The organism is Pseudomonas chaetocerotis, from assembly GCF_015712105.2.
Lineage (GTDB): Bacteria > Pseudomonadota > Gammaproteobacteria > Pseudomonadales > Pseudomonadaceae > Aquipseudomonas > Aquipseudomonas chaetocerotis.
The window spans coordinates 258,435-285,386 of the sequence record NZ_JACFYX020000008.1; the positions used below are offsets into that span (position 1 = coordinate 258,435).

General features: G+C 63.1%; 23 protein-coding genes, 2 tRNA genes and 1 pseudogene. 18 read left to right on the forward strand and 8 right to left on the reverse strand.

Annotation, left to right across the window (positions count from 1 at the left end):
* Nucleotides 1-117 precede the first annotated feature (117 nt).
* A complete protein-coding gene (locus H3221_RS16200) occupies nucleotides 118-981 on the reverse strand; it encodes a LysR family transcriptional regulator (protein WP_196474586.1) in 864 nt (287 codons plus the stop codon).
* 192 nt (nucleotides 982-1,173) lie between these two features.
* On the opposite strand from H3221_RS16200, the gene H3221_RS16205 reads away from it, so the two are divergent.
* The 9 genes and pseudogenes from H3221_RS16205 (at nucleotide 1,174) to H3221_RS25870 (ending at nucleotide 10,416) form a co-directional block, all read left to right on the forward strand.
* On the forward strand, nucleotides 1,174-1,911 hold the full coding sequence (locus H3221_RS16205) for a CTP synthase C-terminal region-related (seleno)protein (RefSeq protein ID WP_196474587.1): 738 nt from the start codon (nucleotides 1,174-1,176) through the stop codon (nucleotides 1,909-1,911).
* Entirely contained in the window at nucleotides 1,908-2,234 is a 327-nt protein-coding gene (locus H3221_RS16210; protein ID WP_196474588.1) for an antibiotic biosynthesis monooxygenase family protein, read from the forward strand. The genes H3221_RS16205 and H3221_RS16210 overlap by 4 nt, the downstream gene beginning before the upstream one ends.
* A gap of 224 nt (nucleotides 2,235-2,458) precedes the next feature.
* Complete coding sequence (gene hppD / locus H3221_RS16215; protein WP_196474589.1) at nucleotides 2,459-3,544, forward strand: 4-hydroxyphenylpyruvate dioxygenase; 1,086 nt, start codon at nucleotides 2,459-2,461, stop codon at nucleotides 3,542-3,544.
* A gap of 85 nt (nucleotides 3,545-3,629) precedes the next feature.
* A complete protein-coding gene (locus H3221_RS16220) occupies nucleotides 3,630-4,769 on the forward strand; it encodes a homogentisate 1,2-dioxygenase (RefSeq protein ID WP_196474590.1) in 1,140 nt (379 codons plus the stop codon).
* A 142-nt stretch (nucleotides 4,770-4,911) separates the two neighbouring features.
* On the forward strand, nucleotides 4,912-5,892 hold the full coding sequence (locus tag H3221_RS16225; protein ID WP_196474591.1) for a fumarylacetoacetate hydrolase family protein: 981 nt from the start codon (nucleotides 4,912-4,914) through the stop codon (nucleotides 5,890-5,892).
* A 67-nt stretch (nucleotides 5,893-5,959) separates the two neighbouring features.
* On the forward strand, nucleotides 5,960-6,610 hold the full coding sequence (gene maiA / locus H3221_RS16230) for a maleylacetoacetate isomerase (RefSeq protein WP_196474592.1): 651 nt from the start codon (nucleotides 5,960-5,962) through the stop codon (nucleotides 6,608-6,610).
* Nucleotides 6,611-6,700: 90 nt separating this feature from the next.
* A complete protein-coding gene (locus tag H3221_RS16235; protein ID WP_196474593.1) occupies nucleotides 6,701-8,161 on the forward strand; it encodes a sodium-dependent transporter in 1,461 nt (486 codons plus the stop codon).
* 1,211 nt (nucleotides 8,162-9,372) lie between these two features.
* Nucleotides 9,373-9,558, forward strand: a pseudogene (locus H3221_RS25865) (HAMP domain-containing protein); the annotation flags it as partial.
* Nucleotides 9,553-10,416 carry a methyl-accepting chemotaxis protein gene (locus H3221_RS25870; RefSeq protein ID WP_397428077.1) on the forward strand — a complete coding sequence of 288 codons (864 nt, stop codon included), beginning with the start codon at nucleotides 9,553-9,555 and terminating at the stop codon, nucleotides 10,414-10,416. The pseudogene H3221_RS25865 and the gene H3221_RS25870, both read left to right, overlap by 6 nt.
* A 141-nt stretch (nucleotides 10,417-10,557) precedes the next feature.
* Here the strand turns inward: H3221_RS25870 and H3221_RS16245 are convergent, their stop codons facing one another.
* Entirely contained in the window at nucleotides 10,558-10,974 is a 417-nt protein-coding gene (locus tag H3221_RS16245; protein WP_196474595.1) for a VOC family protein, read from the reverse strand.
* Nucleotides 10,975-11,035: 61 nt separating this feature from the next.
* Between H3221_RS16245 and H3221_RS16250 the strand changes: the two genes are divergently transcribed.
* Nucleotides 11,036-11,338, forward strand: a complete 303-nt coding sequence (locus tag H3221_RS16250; protein ID WP_196474596.1) for a putative quinol monooxygenase — start codon at nucleotides 11,036-11,038, stop codon at nucleotides 11,336-11,338.
* A gap of 34 nt (nucleotides 11,339-11,372) precedes the next feature.
* Here H3221_RS16250 and tsaA read toward each other — a convergent pair whose 3' ends face one another.
* From tsaA to H3221_RS16280, 6 genes are all read right to left on the reverse strand, one after another.
* Entirely contained in the window at nucleotides 11,373-12,077 is a 705-nt protein-coding gene (gene tsaA / locus H3221_RS16255) for a tRNA (N6-threonylcarbamoyladenosine(37)-N6)-methyltransferase TrmO (protein WP_160020252.1), read from the reverse strand.
* A 10-nt stretch (nucleotides 12,078-12,087) separates the two neighbouring features.
* Nucleotides 12,088-12,294, reverse strand: coding sequence for a hypothetical protein (locus H3221_RS16260; protein ID WP_196474597.1), 207 nt, complete (start codon nucleotides 12,292-12,294; stop codon nucleotides 12,088-12,090).
* Nucleotides 12,295-12,337: 43 nt separating this feature from the next.
* Complete coding sequence (locus H3221_RS16265) at nucleotides 12,338-13,048, reverse strand: rRNA pseudouridine synthase (protein ID WP_196474598.1); 711 nt, start codon at nucleotides 13,046-13,048, stop codon at nucleotides 12,338-12,340.
* Nucleotides 13,049-13,150: 102 nt separating this feature from the next.
* On the reverse strand, nucleotides 13,151-14,473 hold the full coding sequence (gene rimO / locus H3221_RS16270) for a 30S ribosomal protein S12 methylthiotransferase RimO (RefSeq protein ID WP_003461779.1): 1,323 nt from the start codon (nucleotides 14,471-14,473) through the stop codon (nucleotides 13,151-13,153).
* Nucleotides 14,474-14,615: 142 nt separating this feature from the next.
* Nucleotides 14,616-14,692, reverse strand: a tRNA-Met gene (locus tag H3221_RS16275).
* A gap of 115 nt (nucleotides 14,693-14,807) precedes the next feature.
* Nucleotides 14,808-14,884: transfer RNA gene (locus H3221_RS16280), tRNA-Met, on the reverse strand.
* Nucleotides 14,885-15,479: 595 nt separating this feature from the next.
* Here H3221_RS16280 and tssB point away from each other — a divergent pair.
* From tssB to H3221_RS16320, 8 genes are all read left to right on the forward strand, one after another.
* Entirely contained in the window at nucleotides 15,480-15,983 is a 504-nt protein-coding gene (gene tssB, locus H3221_RS16285) for a type VI secretion system contractile sheath small subunit (RefSeq protein ID WP_196474599.1), read from the forward strand.
* Nucleotides 15,984-15,999: 16 nt separating this feature from the next.
* Entirely contained in the window at nucleotides 16,000-17,544 is a 1,545-nt protein-coding gene (gene tssC / locus H3221_RS16290) for a type VI secretion system contractile sheath large subunit (protein WP_196474600.1), read from the forward strand.
* Between the two features lie 21 nt (nucleotides 17,545-17,565).
* Nucleotides 17,566-18,921, forward strand: coding sequence for a type VI secretion system baseplate subunit TssK (tssK, locus tag H3221_RS16295; protein WP_196474601.1), 1,356 nt, complete (start codon nucleotides 17,566-17,568; stop codon nucleotides 18,919-18,921).
* A complete protein-coding gene (tssL, locus tag H3221_RS16300; protein WP_196474602.1) occupies nucleotides 18,918-19,589 on the forward strand; it encodes a type VI secretion system protein TssL, short form in 672 nt (223 codons plus the stop codon). Before tssK ends, tssL begins: the two co-directional genes overlap by 4 nt.
* A 2-nt stretch (nucleotides 19,590-19,591) precedes the next feature.
* Nucleotides 19,592-21,343, forward strand: a complete 1,752-nt coding sequence (locus H3221_RS16305) for an OmpA family protein (protein WP_196474603.1) — start codon at nucleotides 19,592-19,594, stop codon at nucleotides 21,341-21,343.
* A gap of 12 nt (nucleotides 21,344-21,355) precedes the next feature.
* Nucleotides 21,356-21,847, forward strand: a complete 492-nt coding sequence (locus tag H3221_RS16310; RefSeq protein ID WP_192981007.1) for an Hcp family type VI secretion system effector — start codon at nucleotides 21,356-21,358, stop codon at nucleotides 21,845-21,847.
* A 76-nt stretch (nucleotides 21,848-21,923) separates the two neighbouring features.
* Complete coding sequence (gene tssH, locus H3221_RS16315) at nucleotides 21,924-24,557, forward strand: type VI secretion system ATPase TssH (protein WP_196474604.1); 2,634 nt, start codon at nucleotides 21,924-21,926, stop codon at nucleotides 24,555-24,557.
* 3 nt (nucleotides 24,558-24,560) lie between these two features.
* Nucleotides 24,561-26,951 carry a type VI secretion system Vgr family protein gene (locus tag H3221_RS16320; RefSeq protein ID WP_224490641.1) on the forward strand — a complete coding sequence of 797 codons (2,391 nt, stop codon included), beginning with the start codon at nucleotides 24,561-24,563 and terminating at the stop codon, nucleotides 26,949-26,951.
* Nucleotide 26,952 lies beyond the last annotated feature (1 nt).

The window sequence follows — 26,952 nt, forward strand, 5'->3', positions numbered from 1 at the left end:
GGCTACCTGGGCTCTCGGGAAATTCTTCGTGGCTGAAGCCCCTCCCACAAGGCTTGGCCGTGGCAATGGCATGCTGTTCCGCTTCCGTGTGAGGCGCTTCAGCGGTGACGCTCTACCTCAGTCATTGCTCATTAGGGCTTCGCTCAATTCCTCGAACAGCGTCTGCACCGAACGTAAAGCGCGGCAGTCCGGGCGGGTCAGCAGCCAGAGCTCGGTGTCGCAGCCGGTCAGTGGTGGGCTGAGCGCCTTGAGTTCGGGACGGGCGCGCAGCACGAAGTCGGGCAGGGCGGCGACACCCAACCCGGCGCGTGCCAGTTGCGCCACGGCGTACATGCTGCTGCAGCGATAGTTGGGGGTGACGCTCGGCAATTCACGCAGGCGCCAGAGCACCGTGGCGTGATCCGGCATCGCCTCGTCCGGGGCGATCCAGCTCTGGCGCGCCAGGTCGCTGCGATCCTGATCATCATCGCGGGCGCAGACGAGGTAGGAGACGGTGGCCAGGCGCCGGCCGACCAAATGCTCCGGTGGCTGATTGGTCAGGCGCAGGGCCAAGTCGGCGTCGCGCCGACTGAGGTTGGCGAAGTCGTTGGATGTCACCAGCTCCAGCGCCAGCGCCGGATAGCTGGGCATGAAGCGCGCCAGCGCCGGCAGCAACAGGCTGCTCAGTACCGCATCGGTACAGGTCAGGCGCACCGTGCCGCTGACCACTTGCTTGCCCAGTTCCAGCGCCACGCGTGCGGCATCCAATGCCTGTTCGGCGCGCTCGGCCTGTTCGGCCAGGGCGCGCGCGGTTTCGCTGGGTTCGTAGCCGCGCCGGCTCTTCTCGAACAGCGCCACGCCCAGGGCGGCCTCCAGTCGGCGCACGGCGCGGAATACGGTGGATACGTCGACCTGCATCAGTTCTGCCGCACGCGCCAGGGAGCGACCACGCACCAGGGCGAGCACCAGGGACAGGTCGGTATGGTCGATCTGATATTGCATGGCTGCAATCTCTGCTTGTCTATTCGCCAATTATTATTGCGTGAGCGCCATCTTATAGTGGTGACAGGCAGACCGCTAACAGAGCGTTGTAGAACGTAGGCGACGACAGCATGGACGCAGCAGGTAGAGCGGTGCAGGAAGTCAAAGCCGGGGTGTTTTTTCAACAGTCTGCGGGCAAGAGGGGAGAGGAGCATGTACAGCAAGTGTCGAGTCAAGGTCGCTCTGGTAGGTGACTACAATGCAGCGATTGCTGCGCACCGGGCCATTCCCGAAGCGCTGCGCCTGGCCAGCGAGACGCTGGGGGTAGCGGTCGAACATGACTGGCTGGCCACTGACAGTCTCGTCGATGACGCCACCCTGATGGCTTACGACGGCATCTGGTGCGTACCGGGCAGCCCCTATGCCGCCACCGAAGGTGCGCTGCGCGCCATTCGTTTCGCGCGCGAGCAAGGCGTGCCGTTCCTGGGCACCTGTGGCGGCTTCCAGCACGCGCTGCTGGAGTACGCGCGCAACCGCCTGGGCTGGACCGATGCCGAACACGCCGAGCTGGCGCCGCAAGCGCAGACCCCGCTGATCGCGCCCCTGAGCTGTGCCTTGCTGGATGTCAGCGAGCGCGTGCACCTGGTCTCGGGCTCGCGCATTGCCGAACTCTACGGTGTACGCGAGATCAGCGAGCAGTACCTGTGTCGCTACGGCCTCGCCGATGCCTTCGTCGAACCGCTGATGGCCCAGGCACTGAAGGCCTCCGGGCACGACCAGGCAGGGGCGGTGCGCGCCATCGAACTGGAGGACCATCCGTTCTTCATCGCTACCCTGTTCCAGCCCGAGCGCGCCGCACTGGAAGGTCGCCTGCCTCCAGTGGTTGCCGGTCTGGTCGGTGCCTGTGCGGTGCAATCGGTACACGAAGCGCATCTGCAGGCAGCCGTGTGATCGCCGCTACGCCTGAGCCACCTTATTACGTGGTGATGTTCACCTCCCTGCGCACGGAGGTGGACGCAGGCTATGCCGAGGCGGCGCAGCGCATGCTGGAACTGGCCGCACAGCAGCCCGGCTTTCTCGGTGTGGAGTCGGCGCGCAGTGATGGCCTGGGCATCACGCTGTCCTACTGGCAGAGCGAGGAGGCCATTCAGGCCTGGCGCGAGCATGCCGAGCACAGCATCGTTCGTGAGCAGGGACGCGCCGATTGGTACGCCGCCTTCACCACGCGCGTGGCCAAGGTGGAGCGGGCCTACACCTTCTCGCGCCGGGGCTGAGTGATAGCGGCAAGCCGGCTGACCGCTGTGTAAGGATTTTTTTACGGTTGCCAGGGCTTTGCCTGCCTTTCCGGAGAGGCGTAAGGAAAATTTGCCACTGCTGCACACGGCCACTGCGTCGAAGGGTCGCAAACCCTCTTGAGAGCGGCTCTGCGCTCGGTTGTCATGAGGTTGTCCGCACCGCATTCGTGCGGTTGCCATAACAATGACAATCAGGAGGCGAAATGACCGCCGTGGCCAAGATCGAGCAGCACAACCCCATCGGAACCGACGGTTTCGAGTTCGTCGAATTTACCGCACCGAATGCTGAAGGCATCGAGCAACTGCGCCAGTTGTTCACCGCCATGGGTTTCACCGAGACCGCCAAGCACCGCTCGAAAGAGGTGTGGCTGTTCCAGCAGAACGACATCAACATCGTGCTCAACGGCAGCCCCACCGGGCATGTGCGCGCCTTCGGCGAGAAGCATGGTCCCAGCGCCTGCGCCATGGCCTTCCGGGTCAAGAACGCGGCCCAGGCCGCCGCCTACGTCGAGCAGCAGGGCGCCACGCTGGTGGGTAGCCACGCCAACTTCGGCGAGCTGAACATTCCCTGCGTCGAAGGCATCGGCGGCTCCCTGCTGTATCTGGTTGACCGTTACGGCGACAAGAGTATCTACGACGTCGACTTCGAGTACATCGAAGGCCGCAGCCCCAATGACAACGCCGTCGGCCTGCAGTGCATCGACCACCTGACCCATAACGTGCGTCGTGGGCAGATGGACGTTTGGTCCGGCTTCTACGAGCGCATCGCCAATTTCCGCGAGATCCGCTACTTCGATATCGAAGGCAAACTCACCGGCCTTTTCTCACGCGCCATGACCGCGCCCTGCGGCAAGATCCGCATCCCGATCAACGAGTCGGCCGATGACAAGTCGCAGATCGAGGAATTCATCCGCGAATACCACGGCGAGGGCATCCAGCACATCGCCCTGAGCACCGACGACATCTACGCCACCGTGCGCCAGTTGCGCGCCAACGGAGTGGACTTCATGACCACCCCGGACACCTACTACGAGAAGGTCGACAGCCGCGTCGCCGGTCATGGCGAACCGACCGACGTACTGCGTGAACTGAATATCCTGATCGATGGTGCGCCTGGCGATGACGGCATCCTGCTGCAGATATTCACCAACACGGTGATCGGCCCGATCTTCTTTGAGATCATCCAGCGCAAGGGTAACCAGGGCTTTGGCGAGGGCAATTTCAAGGCGCTGTTCGAATCCATCGAGGAAGACCAGTTGCGTCGCGGCGTGATCTCCGAGGAATCATGATGCGCCTGATCCCCAGGGTGCGCCGTGCGCACCATCAGCCTCGTGTCACTTGGTGCGAAACGCGTACCCCATCGGGAGTCTGCTCATGAGCCGCAAATGGATCAGCTTTCCCCTGCGTGAAGGCGAGTGCTCGCGCCAGGCGCATTGCGACCTGCCGCAGGGCACCTTCGAGCGCGAGATGGGACGTGAGGGCTTCTTCGGCCCAACTGCGCACCTGCACCACAAGCATCCGCCCACTGGCTGGATCGACTGGGAAGGTCCGCTGCGTCCGCACGCGTTCAACTTCAACGACATTCCCAGCGAGCGCGACTGTCCGCTGGCGGCGCCGCTGACGCTGCACAATGCCGACGTCAAACTGCGCGTCTGGCGCACTCACGGCGCAATGCGCCATCTGGTGCGCAACGCCGATGGCGACGAGTTGCTGTTCGTGCATGAAGGCAGCGGGCACTTCTATTGCGACTTCGGCCACCTGGAGTACCGTGACGGCGACTACCTGCTGATTCCGCGTGGCACCGCCTGGCGCATCGAGGCCAGCACGCCGAGCTACTTCCTGCTGATCGAGAACACCGACGGCGCCTACCAGCTGCCGGACAAGGGCTTGCTCGGGCCGCAGGCGATCTTCGACCTGGCCGTGCTGGAGCACCCGCATATCGATGAGGCCTTCAAGGCGCAGCAGGACGAGAACACCTGGCAGATTCGCATCAAGCGACGCGGCCAGATCAGCACCGTGACCTACCCCTACAACCCGCTGGATGTGGTCGGCTGGCATGGCGACAACACCGTGGTGCGCCTGAACTGGCGCGACATACGCCCGCTGATCAGCCACCGCTACCACCTGCCGCCGTCGGTGCACACCACCTTCGTCGCCAGTGGTTTCGTGATCTGCACCTTTACCCCGCGCCCGGTGGAATCCGACCCCGGCGCGCTCAAGGTGCCGTTCTTCCACAACAACGACGACTACGACGAAGTGCTGTTCTACCACCGTGGCAATTTCTTCAGCCGCGACAACATCGAGCAGGGCATGGTCACCCTGCACCCGTGCGGCTTCCCCCATGGGCCGCATCCCAAGGCGCTGAAAAAGAGCCAGGAGGATCCGGCGACCTTCATCGACGAGGTGGCGGTGATGATCGATACCCGCCGTGCCCTGGAGGTAGCCGATGCCGCCGGCGCGGTGGACGTGGCCGAATACGTCAACTCCTGGCGCGCGCCAGGCACACAAGCTTAAGGGCGGGCCCAATCGTCCCCTCTCCCCTCGGGGAGAGGGTCAGGGAGAGGGGGCTGGTAACACACCCTCTCCCCCGGCCCCTCTCCCACAAGTGGGAGAGGGGAGAACAGCCCGCACCCGAATAGACGAATAGGTAGAAACCATGAAACTCGCATCACTGAACCAAGGCCGCGATGGCGTGCTGATCGTCGTTTCCCGCGATCTCACCCGCGCTGTACTCGCGCCGCAGATCGCTTTCACCCTGCAGGCCGCGCTGGACGACTGGGCCGTGGCCCGGCCCAAGCTGGAGGCGGTCTATCAGCGTCTCAACGACGGCCTGGAGGAGGGCGCTTTCGCCTTCGATCAGAGTGCCTGCCACAGTCCGTTGCCGCGCGCCTTCCACTGGGCCGACGGCAGTGCCTACGTCAACCACGTCGAGCTGGTGCGCAAGGCGCGCGGCGCCGAGATGCCGGAATCCTTCTGGCACGACCCGCTGATGTATCAGGGGGGCGCCGATGCCTTCATCCCGCCGCACAGTCCGATCCGCCTGGCAGACGAAGCCTGGGGCATCGACCTGGAAGCCGAGCTGGCGGTGATCACCGATGATGTGCTCATGGGCGCCACGCCGGCCGAGGCGGCAGACCATATCCGCCTGCTGATGCTGGTCAACGATGTCTCGTTGCGCAACCTGATCCCTGGCGAGCTGGCCAAGGGTTTCGGCTTCTACCAGAGCAAGCCGTCGTCTAGCTTCTCGCCGGTGGCCATCACTCCCGACGAGCTGGGCGAAAGCTGGAAGGACGGCAAGGTGCATCGGCCGCTGGTGTCGCATATCAACGGCGCGCTGTTCGGCCAGCCGAACGCCGGTGTCGACATGACGTTCAACTTCCCGACCCTGGTGGCGCATGCGGCCAAGACCCGTCCGCTGGGCGCTGGCACCATCATCGGCTCGGGTACGGTGTCCAACTACGACCGCAGCGCGGGCTCTTCTTGCCTGGCGGAGAAACGCATGCTCGAGATCGTCGAGCAGGGCGAGGCGAAAACACCGTTCCTCAAGTTCGGCGACCGGGTGCGCATCGAGATGTTCGACGTTGCCGGGCAGAGCATCTTCGGCGCCATCGATCAGGTGGTGGAAAAATATGAGTAGCCCAGATGAAATCCGGGAAATTTCCAGGCCAGTCCCGGATTGCATCCGGGCTACCGAGGGATGATCGATGCTGAAACTCTACGGCTACTGGCGTTCCAGCGCCGCCTACCGTGTGCGTATCGCCCTCAACCTCAAGGGCCTGGCCTGTGAGCAGGTGCCGGTGCACCTGGTCAAGGACGGCGGCCAGCATCACGGCGCCGATTATCGAGGGCTGAACCCGCAGGGCCTGTTGCCGCTACTGGTGGACGAGGAGAACGGCGGCGTGCGCATCGCCCAGTCGCTGGCGATCATCGAATACCTCGAAGAGATCTTCCCGGTGCCGGCGTTGTTGCCGGCCGACCCGGCCGAGCGCGCCCAGGTGCGGGCGCTGGCGCTGCATATCGCCTGCGATGTGCATCCGCTGAACAACCTGCGCGTGCTGCAGTATCTGTCCAGCGAACTGGGCGTCGCCGATCAGGCGAAGAACGCCTGGTACCGGCACTGGGTCGCGCTGGGTCTGGCCGCCGTGGAGGAGGGTCTGGCCGCGTTCGACGGGCGCCTTTCGCTTGGCGAGCGGCCTGGATATCTGGAAGCCTGCCTGATCCCGCAGCTGTATAATGCGCGGCGTTTTAACTGTGACCTTGCCGCGTATCCACGCATTGTCGCCATGGCGGCGCGCTGTGAACCCCTGGAGGCCTTCCAAATGGCCGCGCCGGAGGCACAAACCGACGCCCAGTGACACTTTCGGCTTCACCCAAGCCTTGCATTCCGCTGCGCCACAAGCGCAGCGGGTCCGATTCCGTCACAGATAAAAACAAACAGGTGACGCATGACCCGTGAAAAACCGAAGAACCTCTGGCTTTCGCGCTGGGGCTTCATCCTCGCTGCAACCGGTTCGGCCGTCGGGCTGGGCAATATCTGGAAATTCCCCTACATCACGGGCGAATACGGCGGCGGCGCCTTCGTGCTGATGTACCTGGCGTGCATCCTGGCCATTGGCATTCCGGTGATGATGACCGAGATCGCCATCGGCCGCCGTGGCCGCGGCAGTCCCATTGACGCCATCGGTCGCGTGGTGCGCGAGAACGGTGGCAACCCGCTGTGGAAGGCGGTCGGTGGCATGGCCATGCTCGCGGGTTTCATGATCCTGTGCTTCTACGTGGTGGTGGCCGGCTGGGCCTTTGCCTATACGTGGAAGATGCTCGACGGCTCGCTGGCCGCGACCAGTGTCGAGGCGCTGGGCGGGGTATTCGAAGCGCATAACGCCAACCCCTGGCAACTCGGCGGCTGGAGCGTGCTGGTGGCATTGCTGACCCTTTGGATCGTCGCCAAGGGCGTGCAGAAAGGTATCGAGAATGCGGTGCGCTGGATGATGCCGGGCCTGGCACTGATGCTGCTGGCGCTGGTTGGCTATGCCTTCACCAGCGGCAGTTTCAGCGCCGGTTTCGGTTTTCTGTTCCATTTCGATGCCTCGAAGATCACCGGTGAGGCGCTGCTGGCGGCCTTGGGCCATGCCTTCTTCACCCTGAGCCTGGCCTCGGGCGCCATCCTCACCTACGGCTCCTACATTCCGGACGGCCAGTCCATCGCGCGCACCACCTTCGTCGTCGCGCTCTGCGATACCTGTGTGGCGCTGCTGGCCGGCCTGGCGATCTTCCCGATCATCTTCGCCAACGGCATGAGCCCGAGCGCCGGACCGGGTCTGATCTTCATGAGCCTGCCGCTGGCCTTCCAGCAGATGCCGTTCGGCACCGCCTTCGGCGTGCTGTTCTTCGCCATGGTGTCGATCGCCGCGTTGACCTCGGCGATCTCGATGATCGAAGCCAGCGTGGCCTACCTGAACGAGAAGCACGGCATCAGTCGTCTGCGTGCAGCGATGGGGGCGGGTGCGGTGCTGCTGGTGATCAGCCTGGTGGCGATGCTGTCGTTCAACCTGCTGGCGGGCTGGACGCCGCTGGGCAAGAACTTCTTCGACTGGCTGGACTACCTCACCTCGCGCTGGATGATGCCGTTGGGCGGCATCTTCATGGTGGTGCTCGCCGGTTACGCACTGCGCGGTGAGATCATGCGCGATGAACTGGGCCTGCCGCCTGCGGGCTACGCGCTGTGGCTATTCATGGTGCGCTACGTCAGCCCGGTGCTGATCATGGTGGTGTTCCTGCATGCACTGGGTTGGTTGATGTTCGATCCGGTCGTGCAGTGGTACTGGATCGCTGGCGCTATCGGCCTGCTGGCCGTGGCCGGCGAGATCCTGCGACCCAGGGTGGTACCGGCGCTCGCCGGGCGCTGATCGGGCTCGAATCGAAGGGCGCAGCTGCGTTGGATGCTGCGCCCTTTTTATTGCTGGCTTGCTCACAGGGTTTGCTAGGTAGGCGAGAACTCGCCACTTATCCGGCGTCAATAAGCGGATAATTGCCGGTGATGGCGGTTTCCCGGATTATGCCCGATGCCATGTATTGGCGAATTGCCAGCACTCAAGCCGGGCGCCTTTGCTGCCGATATCTGGGGTTCGATCTGGCACAGCAGTTGCCTCACCTTCCGACCAGGCCGCGTTCACGAGACGTGGCTCTATAAGAAGAACCGGAGTCGCCCCTTATGTTCAAGCCTGCCGCACGCTTTTTCGCCAACCTTGCCGTAGGCAAGAAACTTCTCATCGGGTTTGGCCTGGTGCTGTTGCTCACTGCTGCCATGACGGTCAGCGGGTACCTCGCCGTTCAGGCGGTGCTGCATGGGCATGAGCAGGTCGGGGAGTTGGCGCAGGTGAACCAGGAGATCCTCCAGGCGCGTCGTCTTGAACGCAATTTTGCCATCGAGCAGAGCCCCGAGAGTGCACAGCGCGTCCGCGAAAGCCTGCTCAAGGTGCAGGACATGGTGGAACAGCTGGGCAGCGACGCTGCCGAAGGTACGCGCGTGCAAACCATGCAACAGGCAGCCGCTGAGTACCTGAAGCAGTTCGACGACTATGTCGAGCAGCAGGACAAGGCTCGTGAGGCCCGGCAGGACATGCGCAGTGCCGCCGCCGAAGCGCGCGACCAGTTCGAAGTGATCGAGCTGGACATGTACGACGCGGTGCGTGAGCTGCGTCTGCAGGGTGACCGGCTGCGCGGCAGCGACCCGCTGACACTGGCGGAAACCGCATCCGGTCTGAGCAAGCGCATGCTCGACCTGCGAGGCCAGGAAAGTCTGTACATCATCGACGGCTCGCCCGAAGCGCTGGAAGAGTGGGAGTACGTCAGCGAGGATCTGCAGACCGTCGCCCGCAGCCTGACCGTCTGGCTCGAGGACGATCAGAAAGCGTCCATTGAAACCGCTTTGCAGGCGCTGACCCTTTACCAGCGTTCCTTTCTCTATTACCAACAGCTTCGCGAGCAGAACCTGGCCACCGAGAAGGCCATGATCGAGCGCGCACGTTCGGTCGTCGATCTGGCCGAGTCAGCCCAGACAAGTGCCAAGACCCGCATGCTCGCCGACTCCCAGCGCGCGCTGGTGTTGCTGGGCATCATGGGCGCGGCCGCCGTGGTGTTGGGCCTGTGCGCCGCGTTGCTGATCACCCGTCTGATCGTGGCACCGCTGCGCCAGAGCGTAGGTTTTGCACAGCGCATCGCCGCCGGCGATCTCAGCCAGGACATCCCGCAGGATCGCCGTGACGAAGTCGGGCAGCTGCTTGCTGCCATGCAGGACATGACTGTCAGCCTGCGCAATCTGGTCGGCCGCATTGGCGGTGGGGTCGGACAAATCGCTGCGGCTGCCGAGCAGTTGTCAGCCATTACCGCGCAGACCAGCGCCGGTGTGCAGACGCAGAAGCTTGAAACCGAGCAGACCGCTACCGCCATGCACCAGATGGCTGCGACCGTGCAGGAAGTGGCGCAGAACGCCGAGCAGGCCTCGCTGGCCGCACGTGATGCCGACCTGGAGGCACAACAGGGCAATCGCGTGGTGCAACAGGCCGTGGATCAGATTGACAGTCTGGCCAGTGAAGTGGAACAGTCGGCCAAGGCCATCGCCGACCTGAATCAGGAAAGTGCGCGTATCGGCAGTGTGCTGGAGGTGATTCGCAACGTCGCCGAGCAGACCAACCTGCTGGCGCTCAACGCGGCCATCGAAGCGGCGCGTGCAGGTGAGCAGGGCCGTGGTTTTGCTGTGGTCGCTGACGAGGTTCGCGCGCTGGCCAAGCGTGCTCAGGACAGCACAGAAGAGATCGAGAGCCTGATCGCCGGCCTGCAACGCATGGCCAAGGGCGCCGTGCAGCAGATGGACAGCAGCCGTGATCTGACTCGCCGTACCGTCGAGCTGGCGGGCGAGGCTGGCGACGCACTGGGGCGCATCACCCAGGCAGTGAGCACCATCGAGCAGATGAACCAGCAGATCGCCGCTGCCGCCGAAGAGCAGAGCGCGGTAGCCGACGCGATCAACGAAAGTGTCACTCGCGTACGAGACATCGGTGAGCAGAGCGCCACTGCCAGCGAGCAGACTGCCGCGTCCAGCGCCGAGCTGGCGCGTTTGGGCGTGGAGCTGCAGGAGCTGGTGCGGCAGTTCCGCACCTGAATCTGAACGCTGCTGGACGTAGGGTGCGCTGTGCGCACCAGCTCTTGCGGAGCATTCCCATGCGAGCGCTTGCCGTGATCGCTTCCATTGGCACGTAACGTCAGCAGCGGTGGTGCGCACGGCGCCCCTACGACGCGGTCGCTACGCTTGCGGCAGGGTGAAGCGCTGGCCCGAGATTGCAGGGTGATAGAGCGGCTGGACCTTGTTACCGGCCGGGTCCAGCAGGTGAAAGCTGCGTGCACCGTCGCCATGGTCGAAGGGTCGGTCCAGCAAGGTCACGCCGCGTGCCTTTAGGTACTGGTACCAGGCGTCCAGTTCCTCGACGCTGTCGACGATGAAACCGTAATGATCCACCAGGGGCACGCCGTGGCTCTCGGCGTACGCGCGGCCGAGCGACAGGTTGTCGTTGCCGCAGGTCAGGTAGACCAGGTCTTCGTTGGCGCGGTGCAGCAACTGCATGCCCAGCACGTCTACGTAGAAGCGCTCGCACGCTTCCAGGTTGGGTACCAGCAGGGCCAGGTGGCGCAAGCCATTGAGACGAGATGGGCGTTCGAGCATCTTTTTGCACTCCAATATGTATACAATTATTTTTCAAATATAAAACATATTGGAGTTTGCCGTGTACGTGCTATTGCTCAAGACCCAACTCAAACCGGGTGGTTTCGATGCGTTCATGGATGCCATGCGCGTCAACGCCGCTGCCTCGGTGCGCGATGAACCGGGCTGCCTGACCTTCGACGTGATGCGTGATCGCAGCGACCCCGATCGGGTCTGGCTGTATGAGGTGTACGTCGACGAGGCCGCGTTCGAGGCGCATACGCGAACCGCGCATTTCCTCGCCAGCCGGCCGCTGGTGGAGCCGCTGATCGAGCGTCAGGAAGCCATTGAGGCCGATAGGCTGGCGCTCAATCCATCGCGCTGAAGAGAAGAGAGGCTGCTGCGAAGGCTTGGCTCGGTCAGGCCGTGCTTTGTGCCATCTGCATATCCAGCACCCGGATACGCCCTGGCTCGGGATAGTGCCAGTGCACGTCCAGATCCCAGAAGCACGCGCCATAGCGCCGTTCGGGCTGCGGTTGCTGATAGGCCGGGCGCGGATCCTGCGCCAGGCACTGCTCGATCAGTTCCACCAAGGGTTCACCCAGGCGCAGCGCGTGTTGGCGCGCCAGGTGTAGCGCGCCGTCCTGCCAGTCCACGGCAATCAGTGAAGGTGGCGCGTCGGCCATGTCGTTGCGGGCATCGGCCACGGCATCGGCGTAGGGCACGTAGGGCTTGATATCCAGCACCGGGGTGCCGTCGAGCAGGTCGATGCCGGACAGGTGCAGACGGCCCGGCTCGACCTTCTCCAGGCGTACCACCGATTGGCCGATGCCATTGGGGCGGTGGGTGGCGCGTGTGCTGAACACGCCGACTGACTGATTGCCGCCCAGGCGCGGCGGGCGCACTTTCAGGCGCGGCTTGTCTTCCAGTGCCTGGTGAAAGAGAAACAGCAACCAGACGTGGCTGACCTGCTCCAGTCCCTGCACGGCCTCGCCCTGATCGAAAGGTGGCAGCAGCTCCAGCACGCCGCGCGCGGCGGGCGCCAGGTGCGGCTGGCGAGGAATGGCGAATTTTTCCTTGAAACAGGAGCGAACGATACCGACCGGAGAAACCAGATGCTGCATGGCGTCCTGCTTAGCGTCTGTTGACGGGGGCGTCGTAAGCCACGCGGCAGCCGGCATCGCGGAATGGGCCGGTGAAACGAATCCAGCCTTCACCAGGGCTGACCTGAGCGCAGGTCAGGTGGCCATCGACCTTGCTCTGCCAGAGGAAGAACGGCGCAGGTGCGGCGAGGCCGGGCAGGCTCAGTGCGAGCAGTACGGTAAGGAGCAGGGTACGCATGATGGTGGTCTCCAGAGCGTGACGGACACAGCCTAACACGGTCTCAGAATCGTTCTTTCTCGCCCAGATAGCGCCATTGCCCGACCGGCAACTTGGCCATGGGTACGCCGCCGATGCGGATGCGCTTCATGCCCAGCACTTTCAGGCCCAACGCCGCGCAGATCTGCCGCAGCAGGTCAGGAGCCGGATTCTTCAGCGCGAAGCGCAAGCGCTGTTCGCTCTGCCAACTGGCCTTGCAGGGCGGGAACTGCGTGCCCTTGTGCAGCCAACCTTTCTTCAGGCGTTCCAGTGCGCTGGCGGGCACTTCGCCGGCTACCTCGACCAGGTATTCCTGTTCCAGCTTGGCGGCGTCCTCGCGCAGCTTGCGTTGCGTGCGCCAGTCCTGGCTGAGCACTATCAGGCCACTGGCACCGGTCTGCAGCGGCAGGCTCTGCTCCTGGCGCAGGAAGTGGCCATGCAGGACGCGTTGGGCGTGCGGGTCCTCTTCCCAGTGTCGTTCGCGCACCAGCAAGTGCTGCAACTGTGCGGCGTTGCAGCCCGTCGAGCCATGCACCAGCAGGGTGACGGGCTCCACGGGATCAAGGCGGGCATCGGGGTGCAACTCGACGCGCTGATCCTCGACCTTGAATTGCGGTGCTTCGACCACCTGGCCGTCCACCGTCACCCAGCCCCCTGCGATGTAAAGATCGGCTTCACGGCGCGAGCAACCGAACAGCTCGATGACGCGTTTGGACAGACGGGTGGCTTCGCTCATGACTGGGCTCGACAAAAAGAAGGTCATTGTACCGGCAAGAAGCTGTGGTGCCGGGAAAGAAAAAGCCCCGCATGCTGCGGGGCTTTTCAGGAGATAGGTCGGTCAGACCAGCTCGCCCCACATGTCGTACTCGTCGGCATCGACGATGCGCACTCGCACCTTGTCGCCCGGCTTGACGTTGGGGGAGTCGATGAACACGCTGCCGTCGATCTCCGGGGCGTCGGCCCAGGAGCGGGCCACGGCGCCTTCACCGTCCACTTCGTCGATCAGTACGTCCATCTCCAGGCCGATCTTGGCCTGCAGACGCGCAGAGCTGATCGCCTGCTGGTGCGCCATGAAGCGCTCCCAGCGGTCCTGCTTGACGTCATCAGGCACTACTTCCAGACCCAGGTCGTTGGCTGGTGCGCCCTCGACTGGCGAATACTGGAAGCAACCGACGCGGTCGAGCTGCGCTTCGGTCAGCCAGTCCAGCAGGTACTGGAAGTCTTCCTCGGTCTCGCCGGGGAAACCGACGATGAAGGTGGAGCGGATGGTCAGTTCCGGGCAGATCTCGCGCCACTTCTTGATGCGCGCCAGGGTCTTGTCTTCGAAGGCCGGGCGCTTCATCGACTTGAGTACTTTCGGGCTGGCGTGCTGGAAGGGGATGTCCAGGTACGGCAACAGCTTGCCGGCGGCCATCAGCGGGATCACGTCATCGACGTTGGGGTAGGGGTAGACGTAGTGCAGGCGCACCCACACGCCCATCGACGACAGCGCTTCGCACAGCTCGAGCATGCGCGTCTTCACCGGCTGGCCGTTCCAGAAGTCCAGCTTGTACTTCAGGTCGACGCCGTAGGCGCTGGTGTCCTGGCTGATCACCAGCAGCTCTTTCACGCCGGCCTTGACCAGGCGCTCGGCTTCGCTGAGCACATCGCCCACCGGACGGCTGACCAGCTTGCCGCGCATCGACGGGATGATGCAGAAGCTGCAGGTATGGTTGCAGCCTTCGGAAATCTTCAGGTAGGCGTAGTGGCGCGGGGTCAGCTTGATGCCTTGCGGCGGCACCAGGTCGATCAGCGGGTTGTGCTCGGTCTTCGGCGGGATGACTTCGTGTACGGCGTTGACCACCTGCTCGTACTGCTGCGGGCCGGTGACGGCCAGCACGCTCGGGTGCACGTCGCGGATGCTGTCTTCGGCCACGCCCATGCAACCGGTGACGATCACCTTGCCATTCTCGGCCAGCGCCTCACCGATGGCGTCCAGCGATTCGGCCTTGGCACTGTCGATGAAGCCACAGGTGTTGACCACCACCACATCAGCATCCTGGTAGGTCGGTACGATCTCGTAACCTTCCATGCGCAGCTGGGTCAGGATGCGTTCGGAGTCAACGGTCGCTTTCGGGCAACCAAGGCTGACGAATCCGACTTTCGGTGTGGCGGTGGACATGCGGGCTAACCTCTAAGGGCGCCTGGGTGGCGCCTCTGATCAAAAAGTGCGCAATTCTAGCGGCGGATCATACGCTTGACCAGTACTGGTCAGAGGGCGGAAACGAAAAAGGCCACTCGATTGAGTGGCCTTTATCTGAAGGTGGTTGCGGGAGCAGGATTTGAACCTACGACCTTCGGGTTATGAGCCCGACGAGCTACCAGACTGCTCCATCCCGCGTCGACAATTCTACGCTTGCTTAAGATCTTGTCAATCGATTTGTTTCGTTTGATCGAAAAAGTTAATTTTTCGTCAAAGCAAAAAGGCCACTCATCGAGTGGCCTTTTCGTGAAGCTGGTTGCGGGAGCAGGATTTGAACCTACGACCTTCGGGTTATGAGCCCGACGAGCTACCAGACTGCTCCATCCCGCGTCTGTGGGTCGGCATTCTACAGTCAGAAGCCTGGCTGTCAACCGCTAATTGCAAGAAAAGTGTTTTCAACTCAGATGCTTAGCGTTAAACAACTGTTGGACTTCCCGGCTCCAGGCCAGGCTGGACGAGGCTTGCGAGGGTGTTGTGTGCAAGATGATCCACGTTGACTGCGCGCCATGTATTGCTCTTTTTTCCTTACGTCCTGGCAGCCAGCAAAGCCGTAGCCTGCGCGGCGTTTGTGTCCATGGGGACCCTCTGTCGTGCTGGTTCAGCGATGAAAAAGCGGGTGTTCAAGCGCCTGGACGCATCACCTGCCGGCGATACCCGCCGTGCCATTTACCGGTGTTCAGGTCCGACAGGCCAAGCTCGACGACAAGTCGCGCAAGCTCGGTGATGAATGTGACCACTACTCAGACATCCGCATGCGTGGCAGCTCGTTCTGGCGATGCTGCTTTTAAGAAAAGTCCTATAGAACGCCGAGCGCCTCTCGCTTACAAAACCTCACTGGACAGCGGTTCAGGTCATTGCGCGCATCGACTATCGCCCATAGCGGAGCGTGCTTGCATCAACAAGGGAATTGTAAGGCAGGACCACAATGGCATCCGACAGTTTTCAGAATGAAGTTCCAAAAGCACGGGTCAATATCAAACTTGACCTGCATACCGGCGGCGCGCAGAAGAAGGTCGAGCTACCGCTCAAACTGATGGTCATGGGTGACTACAGCAATGGCCGGGAGCAGCGCCCGTTGTCTGAGCGAAGTAAAGTCGATATCAACAAAAATAACTTCAACAGCGTACTGGCCGAATTTCACCCGAGCGTGAAACTGGTCGTGCCCAATACGCTCGTTGAAGATGGCTCTGACGCCTCTCTCGATCTGACCTTCCGTCACATGAAGGACTTCGAGCCTGAGCGAGTCGCTCGTCAGGTTCCTGAGCTACGCGCAATGCTGGCCATGCGTAATCTGCTGCGCGACCTCAAATCCAACCTGCTCGACAACGCCACCTTCCGCCGAGAGCTGGAGCGCATCCTCAAGGACGACGCTCTGAGCGACAAGTTGCGCAACGAGCTGGCCCAGTTGGCCCCCAAGACCGCTAATTAATATCAAGGAGTGACTTATGTCTGCGTCTGCGCAAGGAACGGGTGCGCCTACAGGAAGCGCAAGTGCTGTAACTCACGAAGGCCAGGGCATCTATGCCGGCCTGTTCGAGAAGATCAATCTCAGCCCGGTATCGAAACTGTCGGATATCGAGGTTTACCAAAACACTGACGCGCTTTCCGAAGCCTCAGCTGATGAGCGCGTGACGGCAGCGGTCAGTGTTTTCCTGGATCTACTAAAGCAGTCTTCTCAGAAAGTCGAGCGCCTCGATAAGACGCTACTGGATGAGCATATTGCCTCTCTGGACCAGCAGATCAGTCGCCAGTTGGACGCCATCATGCACCATGAAGACTTCCAGCGCGTCGAGTCGACCTGGCGTGGAGTCAAGTCACTGATCGATAAGACCGATTTTCGTCGCAACGTGCGCATCGAGCTGCTCGACATCAGTAAGGAACACCTGGTACAGGATTTCGAGGACGCGCCGGAAATCGCCCAGAGCGGACTCTACGTTCATACCTATACCAATGAGTACGACACACCCGGTGGCGAGCCGATAGCCGCCGCCATCTCCAACTACGAATTTGGCCGTGGTCCGCAGGACATCGCGCTGCTGCGCAGTATCTCCAAGGTTGCCGCCGCCGCACACATGCCCTTCATTGGCTCAGTCGGTCCGGCCTTCTTCGGCAAGGAGTCGATGGAGGAGGTCGCAGCGATCAGGGACATCGGCAACTACTTTGACCGCGCCGAATACCTGAAGTGGAAGTCCTTCCGCGACAGCGATGACTCCCGTTACATCGGCCTGACCATGCCGCGCGTGCTGGGTCGCCTGCCATATGGCCCTGACACCGTGCCGGTGCGCAGTTTCAACTACATCGAGCGTGTGAAGGGGCCGGATCACGACAAGTATCTCTGGACCAACGCCTCGTTCGCCTTCGCTGCCAACATGGTGAAGAGCTTCATCAACAATGGCTGGTGCGTGCAAATTCGTGGGCCGCAAGCCGGCGGTGCAGTGACCGACCTGCCGATCCATCTCTACGACCTGGGCACCGGTAACCAGGTGAAGATTCCATCCGAGGTGATGATCCCGGAAACGCGAGAGTTCGAGTTCGCCAACCTGGGTTTCATTCCGCTGTCGTACTACAAGAACCGGGATTATGCATGCTTCTTCAGTGCCAACAGCGCGCAGAAGCCGGCGCTCTATGAAACCGCGGACGCGACGGCGAACAGCCGCATCAACGCGCGTTTACCCTACATCTTCCTGCTGTCGCGCATTGCCCATTACCTGAAGCTGATCCAGCGTGAAAACATTGGCACCACCAAGGATCGTCGAGTCCTCGAGCTGGAGCTGAACAACTGGATTCGTGGCCTGGTTACCGAAATGACGGACCCCAGCGATGACCTGCAGGCTTCTCACCCACTGCGTGATGCCAAGGTCACGGTAGAGGATATCGAGGACAACCCAGGCTTCTTCCGTGTGAAGCTCTATGCCGTTCCTCACTTCCAGGTGGAAGGTATGGACGTGAACCTCTCTCTGGTCTCGCAGATGCCCAAGGCCAAAGCCTGAGTGTTCACACGGAAGCCATCCATGAAAATCGACCTTCCCTTGTGGGGCGCGGGGGCCTTGCTGTCCCCGCAGCAATTCCAGCAGCAGGCCCGGTGGGAGGCCTGGACGAATGAATGCCTGGCACGTCTCTCACGCGCTCACCCATGGGGCGTGCAGGTTGCGGCGTTCGATCTGGACGCGCTGAGGCTTGGCAAGCTCAAGGCCACGCGTCTGCGGGTGCGGATGCCGGACGGCACGCTGATCGACAGTGATGCATCCGACCGCCTGCCGCCGGCACTGGAGCTAGGCCGGCTGACGGAGGAGGGCATTTCTACCGTCACGCTGCTGCTGTCGCTACCACTCGAGCATGCCAACGGCGACAACTGCCTGCTCGACGAAGGCAAAGCCTCCAAACCGACACGTTATCGTCGAGACTGGCGCGAGGTGCAGGATCTCTTCGGTGATGAGAGCCAATCCATTGCCGTGCTCGAGCACGTGTTGTCCCTGCGCCTGGACAGCGATGAGAACGCCGAGTACCTGACCTGTCCGGTTGCGCGTGTGGTCCGCGACGTGCAGGGCAGCTGGACGCTCGATCAGCAGTTTGTCCCGCCGCTGCTCAGCTTCGATGCCCAGCCGCAACTGCTCAGCCAACTGGACAACCTGATGACTCAGTTGGCCGCCAAACGCAGCCGCCTGATGGGTATGCGCCGCGAGAACAACCAGCGTATGGCCGACTTCGCGGTGGCCGATGTCTCGCTGTTCTGGCTGCTCAACGCACTGAACAGTTATCAGCCAGTACTGGCTGACCTGCTGGCCCAGCCGGCAAGGCATCCCGAGGTGGTGTACCTGGAGCTCATCAAGCTGGCGGGAAGCCTTCTCACCTTCTCACTCGAACACGACATCGGCGCGATACCGGCTTATCGGCATGAGCAGTTGGAAGCGGTCTTCCCACCGTTGTTCACGCTGATTTCCAACCTGCTCGAGGCCAGCCTGCCGTCCCGCGTCATTGCACTGGATCTCGAGCATCCCAACGCACACCGTTGGCAAGTGGTGTTGAACGATGGTCGGCTGCGCGATGCCGAGGGTGTCGATTTCTACCTGTCGGTGCGTTCCAGCCTGCCTGCAGCTCAGGTACAGAGCCAGTTCCCCCGCCTGTGCAAGGTAGGGGCTCCGGACGATGTCGACCATCTCGTCAACGTGGCCCTCGACGGTATACCGCTGGTGCCGCTCGGCCACGTACCGGCAGCGATTCCGCTGCGCCTGGGCAATCTGTACTTCGCCCTTGACCTGAGCCATCCCAAAGCACGCGACATGCTGGCTTCAGGTACCTGCGCCCTCTACGTCCCCGGCACGCTCGGAGACGTCCAGCTGGATCTTTTCGCGGTGCTGCGCTCATGACCAAGGCCTCTGGAAAATCACCAATCGTGGATATCGATGTCCTGCTGCAGGACAGCTACCTGCTGGTCGTGGAGTTGCAACAGAAGGCCGCACCCAAGGATGGCGAAGAGCTGTGGAAGCATTGTGTGGCGCAAGTCGAGCAGTGTCGCAACAGTCTGATCGGCGCCGGCGTGAGTCAACGCGCAGTCAATCAGATTGGCTATGCGCAGTGCGCACTGCTCGATGAAACCGTGCTGCGTCATGCCTCGACGCAGGCGCACGCGGTATGGGCGGCCAAGCCGCTGCAGGCGCATTTCTTCAACCGTCACCAGGCAGGTGAGCAACTCTACGAGGACATGCGCCAAGCCCTGGCTGAACCTGCTCCCGACCTGCTAGTCCTGACCTGCTACCAGCGCGTTCTGATGCTGGGCTTCCTGGGACGCTATCGCATTGAGAGCGCACCGGAGCGTGAGCAATTGCTGGCGGCCCTCGGCGAACAGGTTGAGCCCTTCACCACCGCGGGAGCGACTCCGCAACTGGTCAGCGTCCGTGGCGGCAGTTGGCGCCGTTGGCTCAGCCTTCCCTGGTTACATCTGACGGCTGCTGCGGTGCTCTTGGTTGGCCTCTGGCTGGTATTGCACCGAGTACTCGGCGATACCGTCACTTCGCTGTTGTCCGGTCAGGTCTAGCGATGGCCACGCCGCTCAAAGGAACACGTGCTCTTTGGCTCTGGGCCGGGGCGCTGGGCCTCGTGCTGATCCTGGCGATCCTGCCGCTTTCCAGGGTCGCGCAAACCCTGTGGGCGCTTACGGTGATTGCCCTGGTGGCTTCAGGTTGGCTGCTCGCGGGGCGAACTGCCTCGTGGCAACGCCACGCACTGCTGTTGGCCCCCGGTAGTGCGCTGCCAGCGGACGGATACCGCCATCCGCTGGTCGCTGTCTGTGGTGATGGCCTGCACTCGCTGTTCGGTGCCGTGCCGGACGATCAACTGGCGCTGTGTGTCACTGAGCAGGGTGGCTACGTCCGGGTTCCCAGCCTGGATCGACTGCCCACGATCATCGACTACCTGCTGGCCCATCGTCCGCATTGGGTTGGCCAACTGGCGGTGCTCTACATCGTCAATCCCGCCGAGCAAAGAGACAACGCCCAGCTCGTCGGAGCGATTCAGACCTTCCGGCATCAGGTTTGCCGAATCCGCAGAAGCGGGGTGGCCTTGCCGATCCTGCTGTGCAGCTACCTGTCATCTTCACGCGATGACAGTCACTGGTTCACTTGGGAGGCGGAGCAACAGGGCCTGTCCGTGCGTGAAGACACAAGCCATCTATCGATGGCGCAGTGGCAGCAGCGCGCCACGGACCTGCCGAGCCGCTCTGCGCGCCTGCGCACCTGCGTGCAAATCGAAAGCCTGGGGCACTGGCTGACCCAGTCGGTATTACCGCATCTGGTCTCCCATGACTCGCGCGACGCGCGCTGCCCAGCCGTCGCCTGCGCCATGACCTTGGCCGCCGGCGCCATGGCCAATGCACCGGACAACCTGTGGTCGCAGTGGATGCACGAAAGGACCGCCCTTGAACCCTCTACGCCAGCACCCGGTGCGGCGTCGCTGCCATTTCCCGATCCGCTCCTCAGCCTGTTGCCGCAGCAGACGAGTCTCACGCCGGCTCGCCGCGCAGTGGTACGTGGGCTGTGGCTGTTCGTGCTCGCTGCCGTGATTGCACTGTGCAGCTCGGCCTGGCAGAACCGCCTGCTGGTGCGCCAGGTGAGCGACGATCTGCGGCGATACCAGGCGATTCCCGAACCAACCACCCTGGAGCAACCTGAACATCAGCTGCGTGAGCAAGCCGTCACCGTTCTGCGTCGTGATGCGGCGACGCTGGATCGCCATTACCGTGAAGGTGAACCGCTCTCGCTGGGGCTTGGCCTGTACAGCGCCGCACGCATTCGCCCGCCGGTGCTGGCCGCGCTCGCCGCTCACCGCGTTCCGGCGCCCAAGCCGGTGCTGGCGAACATTCCTGATCCCGTCCGCCTGGACAGCCTGTCGTTGTTCGCCAGCGGCAGCGCCGAGCTCAAGCCCGGTTCGGCGAAGGTGCTGATCAATGCCCTGGTGGACATCAAGGCCCAGCCGGGCTGGTTGATCGTGATTGCCGGTCATACCGATGCCACTGGCGATCCCAAGCGCAACCTGTTGTTGTCCCGCGCCCGTGCAGCTGCCGTGCGCGACTGGATGCAACGGATGGGCGACATTCCCGACAGCTGTTTCGCCGTCCAGGGCTTCGGTGCAGATCAACCCGTCAGCAGTAACGAAACCCCGGAGGGGCGAGCAGCCAACCGCCGGGTCGACATCCGCCTGGTGCCTGAGTCGGGAGCCTGCGCGCTCTCGACTCAGGTATCCGGCGGCCAACCCCAGCCGCGGCAACAGCCGTCGGCGAATGTGCATCTGTAGAAGGAACTTCACATGGCTATTCCAGTTTATCTGTGGCTCAAAGACGATGGTGGTGCGGACATCAAGGGCTCGGTCGACGTGCAACAGCGCGAAGGTAGCGTCGAGGTAGTGGCACAGGATCACTGCCTGTACATCCCGACCGACAACAACACCGGCAAGCTGACCGGCGCCCGCATCCATACGCCGTTCAACTTCACCAAGGAAATCGATGCCTCCAGCCCCTATCTGTACAAGGCTGTGAGCACCGGCCAAACCCTCAAGAGCGCGGAGTTCAAGTGGTATCGCATCGACGACGCCGGCCAGGAAGTCGAGTACTTCAACACCCTGCTGGAGAACGTCAAGGTCGTCAAAGTCGCGCCGAAAATGCACGACGTGAAAGACCCGTCCAAGGAAAAGCACAACCACCTGGAACAGGTTGAGCTGCGCTACGAGAAGATCACCTGGACCTTCAAGGACGGCAACATCATCCACTCCGACGCCTGGAACGAGCGTCAGAGCGCTTGATCGTGTCCCGTCGACCGGCGGGGTACCGCCGGTCGATGCTCGCTGAATACCCCTACGCCCAAGCAAGGATCGCCCCATGGCCCAGTCCACTCATCTGCTACGTCGCCTCAATCCCTATTGCGCCCAGGCGCTGAGCGCCGCCGCGTCGCTGTGCCAGACCCGCACCCATCCCTTCGTCACCGTCGAGCACTGGCTGCTTAAACTGATGGAGCAGGGCGAGGGCGATCTGACCCTGATCGCACGTCGTTACGAATGGGACATGGACAGCCTGTGGCAGGGATTGCTGAACCATCTCGATACCCTGCCGCGCAGCGTGCGCGACAAACCGCAGTTGTCTGCCAAATTGCAGCAACTGATCAAGGACGCCTGGCTCTTCGCTTCCCTGCACGAAGATGCCCAAACCCTGCGCTCGGCCCACCTGCTGGGGGCTCTGCGCGAGACACCGAGCCTGCTCGATTGCGATGCCGCCTGGCCGTTGCTCAGCGTCGCCGACACCCAGATCGAACGCCTGCTGCCGCTACTCAATGAGCAGTCCAGGGAGCGCCCGGCGCTTCAGCAGGAAGCGGCTCTGGCTGAGACCCCACGATCTGCCCCAGGCACGTCTTCGGCCAAGAGCGATGTTCACACCGCCATCCTCGACAAGTTCACCCTGGACATCACCGCCAAGGCCTGGGCAGGCGGCATCGACCCGGTCTTTGGACGCGACAACGAAATCCGCCAGGTCATCGACATTCTTGGCCGTCGGCGCAAGAACAACCCGATCCTGGTCGGTGAGCCTGGCGTGGGTAAAACCGCGCTTGTCGAAGGGCTGGCACTGCGGATTGTCGACGGTAACGTGCCGGACAGCCTCAAACAGGTCAGCGTGCGCACGCTCGACCTCGGCTTGCTGCAGGCGGGGGCGGGCGTAAAGGGCGAGTTCGAGCAGCGCCTGAAGAACGTCATCGATGCCGTCCAGCAATCGCCCACGCCGATCCTGCTGTTCATCGACGAAGCCCACACCCTGATCGGCGCCGGCAACCAGGCCGGAGGTGCCGATGCCGCCAACCTGCTCAAACCCGCCCTGGCACGGGGTGAGCTGCGCACCATCGCCGCCACCACCTGGTCCGAGTACAAACAGTACTTCGAGCGCGACGCCGCTTTGGAGCGGCGCTTCCAGATGGTCAAGGTCGACGAGCCTGACGACACCAACGCCTGCCTCATGCTGCGAGGCCTCAAGGCTCGCTACGCCAGCCACCATGGCGTGCATATCCAGGATGCCGCCGTACAGGCTGCGGTCACGCTGTCACGCCGCTACCTCACCGGCCGCCAGTTGCCGGACAAGGCTGTCGACCTGCTCGATACCGCCAGCGCTCGCGTGCGCATGAGCCTGGATTGCGAACCGCAATCGCTGGTGCAGCTCAAGGCTGAGCAGCATGCGCTACAGCTCGAGCGTCAAGCCCTCGAAGAGGACGCCAGACTCAGCGGCGCCATGGCGATCGAGCGTTTGTCCGCCATCGACCTTCGCGAGCATCAGGTGCAGGAGCACCTCGCCGGGCTACAGCAGCAGTACCAACGGGAACTGGCGCTCACCCGTGAACTGCTGGAAGCCCGCATCCACGCACCTGACGCATGCGCCGCTTTGCAGGAGCGGCTGGCAACACTGCAAAGCGACCACCCTCTGCTGTCGCTCGACGTCGATGCACGCAGTGTTGCTGAAGTCATTGCCGACTGGACTGGCGTCCCCCTGGGCAGCCTGCTCAAGGACGAACAGACCAACCTGCTCGAGCTCGAACAGCAACTGGCGCAGCGGGTCATCGGCCAGGACAGCGCCCTGGGTGCCCTGGCGCAACGCCTGCGCGCCGCCAAGACCGGCCTCACCGCCGAGAACGCCCCCCTGGGCGTCTTTCTCCTGGTGGGCACCAGCGGCGTGGGCAAGACCGAAACCGCCCTGGCGCTGGCCGACTGCCTGTTCGGCGGTGAAAAGTCCCTGGTCACCATCAACCTTTCCGAATACCAGGAAGCCCATACGGTCAGCCAGCTCAAGGGCTCGCCGCCGGGCTACGTCGGCTATGGCCAGGGTGGCGTGTTGACCGAAGCGATCCGTCAGCGCCCCTACAGCGTCGTGCTGCTCGATGAGGTGGAGAAAGCCCACCGCGACGTGCTCGATCTGTTCTACCAGGTATTCGATCGCGGCTTCATGCGAGATGGCGAAGGGCGCGAAATCGACTTCCGCAACACCGTCATCCTGATGACCTCGAACCTGGGCAGCGACCGATTGCAGGCGCTGTTCGAAGAGCGCCCCGAGGCGACGGACAGCGACCTGCAGGAACGGATGGGGCCGGTGCTGCGCGAGCACTTCCAGCCTGCGCTGCTCGCGCGCTTCCAGACGTTGATCTACCGCCCCCTGAACGCCGCCGCGCTGAGCCGCATCGTCGCCATCAAACTGGGCCAGGTCGCCAAGCGCCTGCAGCGTCACTACGGCATAACCTGCCATATCGACGATGGCCTCAACCAGGCCATCGTCGATGCCTGCCTGCTGCCCGACAGCGGCGCGCGCAATATCGACAGCCTGCTCAACCAGCAAATCCTGCCGGTGCTGAGCCAGCACCTGCTGCAGCGCCAAGCCAGCCAGCGCAAAGCCACCGCCGTCATCCTGGGTTACAGCGCGGACGACGGCATCGCCCTGGCATTCAGCGAAGAGCCCCTGGCTCTCGAACGCGCGGAGGTCTGACCCATGCTCAGCGAGATACGCCCCTTCTTCGACCACAGCCGGCATAGGCTCACGGTGGCTGACCAGAACGCCCCGTTGGACGTGCTCGCGTTTTCCGGCACCGAGGCGCTCAGCGAGACCTTTTGCTATGCCATCGAGGTGACCAGCCCGAGTCTCGACATCGCCGCCGATACCTTGCTCGGCAAGGATGCCAGCTTCAGTTTGCACGCAGCGCCACCAGCGCTGACCATTCGCGGCTACACGCCGCCAGCGCTCGCGCCGCTGCGCACCTTGCACGGGGTCATCACAGGATTCCGGCGTCTCTCGGCCTCCAGGGATGAAGCCCGTTACGAGCTCAGGCTGGAGCCGCGCCTGTCGCTGCTGGACAAGACCTGCCAGTACCGCATCTACCAGAACCAGAGCGTGCCCGAGGTGGTGGAAACCATCCTGCGGCGACATGGCTGGCGCGGGCAGGATTTCCTCATCGACCTCGGCAGAACCTACAAGCAGCATGACCAACTGCTGCAGTACGGCGAGTCGGACCTGGCCTACATCAAGAGGCTCTGTGCGGAGCGCGGCATCTGGTTCAGCTTCAGCATGGACGCGCGCTTGAAAATCGACGTGGTCGAGTTCAAGGACTCGCCCATGCACTACCAACGCGATATCAGCCTGCCGCTGCGGCCCCTGAGCGGGCTGGAGGCTACCGGCCAGGATGCCGTCTGGGACCTGCAAGCCAGTCACCAGGTCATCCAGCAAGTGGTCAGCACCCGCGCCTACTACTCGCGCGATGCCGGCGCCAACCTTGACGGCCAGGCCGACCTGACGCGTGGCGCCGCCACCACCTACGGCGAGGCCTACCACTACGCTGACGAGCACTACCAGCGCCTCGGCGATCCCCATGCCCGTGGCGATGAAGAAGACCATGCCGAAAGCGGCGTCTTCTACGCGCAACTGGCCCACGAACGCTACCTGAATGACCAGCTCTGCCTGAGCGGCGCCAGCAGCGACGCCGCCCTGGCCCCCGGCTGGGTGCTCAAGGTGACAGGCGGCGCACCGGCAGCGTTCAGGCAAGGCGCGCTGATCGTCCGCACCCACTGCACGGCTGCCCGCGATCGCAGCTTCGACGTCCGCTTCGAAGCCATCCCCGACGGCAACATCGCCTTCCGCCCGCCAGTGCCGAGCAAGCCGCGCATCGCCGGCACCGTGCCCGCGCGCATCACCAGCCCGCAGCGCAACGACCCCTACAGCCATATCGATGGCGAAGGGCGCTACCGCGTCAACTTCCTGTTCGACCGGGATACCTGGCCAGCCGGCCGCGAAAGCATGTGGCTGCGCCTGGCGCGGCCCTATGCCGGCGACACCTATGGTTTGCACATGCCCTTGCTGGCCGGCACCGAAGTGGCGGTGGCCTTCGAGCAGGGCGACCCCGACCGCCCGTTCATCGCCCACGCCCTGCACACCAACCTCGAGCCTGACCACGTCACCATCCACAACCACAAGCGCAACGTACTGAGAACGCCCACCAACAACAAAATTCGCCTGGACGACACGCGCGGGCAGGAGCACATCAAGGTCAGCACCGAGTATTCCGGCAAGAGCCAGCTCAACCTGGGGCATCTGGTGGATGCCAAGAAGCAGAAGCGCGGCGAAGGCTTCGAGCTGCGCACCGATGGCTGGGGCGCCATCCGCAGCGGCAAGGGTATCTTCATCAGCGCCGACGAACAGCCCCGGGCGGGCGGCCAGGTGCTCGCCATGCAAGCGGCGGAAAGCCTGCTCAAGGGAGCCGTCAACCAGATGGAGGCGTGGGCCGAGACTGCCCAGTCCCACCACAACCTCGCGCCTGAGCACAAAAGCCTGCGGCGCCTGCGCGAGGACGCCACTCAGTTGAAGGCCCCTGCGTTGTTACTCAGCGCGCCTAACGGCATCGGGGCCGTCAGCCCGCAGACCATCCTGCTCGCCAGCGCCCAGGCGTTGTACCTGCAATCATCCGGTGAGGTCAGCCTGGCCAGCGAAGACCGTCTGCACGCCAACAGTCGCCATGCCATGTCCTTGCTCGCGCAGGAAGAAGGCATGCGCCTGGTCTCCGGCAAAGGCCCGCTGAACCTGGAGTCCCACGCCGACACCCTGAGCCTCATCGCGCAGAAGGACGTCACCGTCCAATCCACCCAGGGGCACCTGCAGATCACCGCCAAGCAGGGCATCACCCTGGCCAGTGGCGGCGCCTACATCCGCCTGAGCCCCGACGGCAAGGTTGAAATCCACGGCCCCACCGAGCTCAGCCTCAAAGGCCAGCACCGACTGCGCTCACCCACCAGCCAGGACTTCCCCCTGCCGGAGCTGCCCACCTCCATCTGCAAGGAATGCCTGAAGAAAGCCCAGGCCATCGCGGCGGGCTTTGTCCCGCGGGAGGCCTGAC

What these genes read in the sequence shown, in the direction of transcription:
- H3221_RS16200 (WP_196474586.1), bottom strand. Translation starts at nt 981, where the DNA reads ATGCAATATCAGATCGACCATACCGACCTGTCCCTGGTGCTCGCCCTG.
- H3221_RS16205 (WP_196474587.1), top strand. Translation starts at nt 1,174, where the DNA reads ATGTACAGCAAGTGTCGAGTCAAGGTCGCTCTGGTAGGTGACTACAAT.
- hppD (WP_196474589.1), top strand. Translation starts at nt 2,459, where the DNA reads ATGACCGCCGTGGCCAAGATCGAGCAGCACAACCCCATCGGAACCGAC.
- H3221_RS16220 (WP_196474590.1), top strand. Translation starts at nt 3,630, where the DNA reads ATGAGCCGCAAATGGATCAGCTTTCCCCTGCGTGAAGGCGAGTGCTCG.
- H3221_RS16225 (WP_196474591.1), top strand. Translation starts at nt 4,912, where the DNA reads ATGAAACTCGCATCACTGAACCAAGGCCGCGATGGCGTGCTGATCGTC.
- maiA (WP_196474592.1), top strand. Translation starts at nt 5,960, where the DNA reads ATGCTGAAACTCTACGGCTACTGGCGTTCCAGCGCCGCCTACCGTGTG.
- H3221_RS16235 (WP_196474593.1), top strand. Translation starts at nt 6,701, where the DNA reads ATGACCCGTGAAAAACCGAAGAACCTCTGGCTTTCGCGCTGGGGCTTC.
- H3221_RS25870 (WP_397428077.1), top strand. Translation starts at nt 9,553, where the DNA reads ATGACTGTCAGCCTGCGCAATCTGGTCGGCCGCATTGGCGGTGGGGTC.
- H3221_RS16245 (WP_196474595.1), bottom strand. Translation starts at nt 10,974, where the DNA reads ATGCTCGAACGCCCATCTCGTCTCAATGGCTTGCGCCACCTGGCCCTG.
- tsaA (WP_160020252.1), bottom strand. Translation starts at nt 12,077, where the DNA reads ATGCAGCATCTGGTTTCTCCGGTCGGTATCGTTCGCTCCTGTTTCAAG.
- H3221_RS16260 (WP_196474597.1), bottom strand. Translation starts at nt 12,294, where the DNA reads ATGCGTACCCTGCTCCTTACCGTACTGCTCGCACTGAGCCTGCCCGGC.
- H3221_RS16265 (WP_196474598.1), bottom strand. Translation starts at nt 13,048, where the DNA reads ATGAGCGAAGCCACCCGTCTGTCCAAACGCGTCATCGAGCTGTTCGGT.
- rimO (WP_003461779.1), bottom strand. Translation starts at nt 14,473, where the DNA reads ATGTCCACCGCCACACCGAAAGTCGGATTCGTCAGCCTTGGTTGCCCG.
- tssB (WP_196474599.1), top strand. Translation starts at nt 15,480, where the DNA reads ATGGCATCCGACAGTTTTCAGAATGAAGTTCCAAAAGCACGGGTCAAT.
- tssC (WP_196474600.1), top strand. Translation starts at nt 16,000, where the DNA reads ATGTCTGCGTCTGCGCAAGGAACGGGTGCGCCTACAGGAAGCGCAAGT.
- tssK (WP_196474601.1), top strand. Translation starts at nt 17,566, where the DNA reads ATGAAAATCGACCTTCCCTTGTGGGGCGCGGGGGCCTTGCTGTCCCCG.
- tssL (WP_196474602.1), top strand. Translation starts at nt 18,918, where the DNA reads ATGACCAAGGCCTCTGGAAAATCACCAATCGTGGATATCGATGTCCTG.
- H3221_RS16305 (WP_196474603.1), top strand. Translation starts at nt 19,592, where the DNA reads ATGGCCACGCCGCTCAAAGGAACACGTGCTCTTTGGCTCTGGGCCGGG.
- H3221_RS16310 (WP_192981007.1), top strand. Translation starts at nt 21,356, where the DNA reads ATGGCTATTCCAGTTTATCTGTGGCTCAAAGACGATGGTGGTGCGGAC.
- tssH (WP_196474604.1), top strand. Translation starts at nt 21,924, where the DNA reads ATGGCCCAGTCCACTCATCTGCTACGTCGCCTCAATCCCTATTGCGCC.
- H3221_RS16320 (WP_224490641.1), top strand. Translation starts at nt 24,561, where the DNA reads ATGCTCAGCGAGATACGCCCCTTCTTCGACCACAGCCGGCATAGGCTC.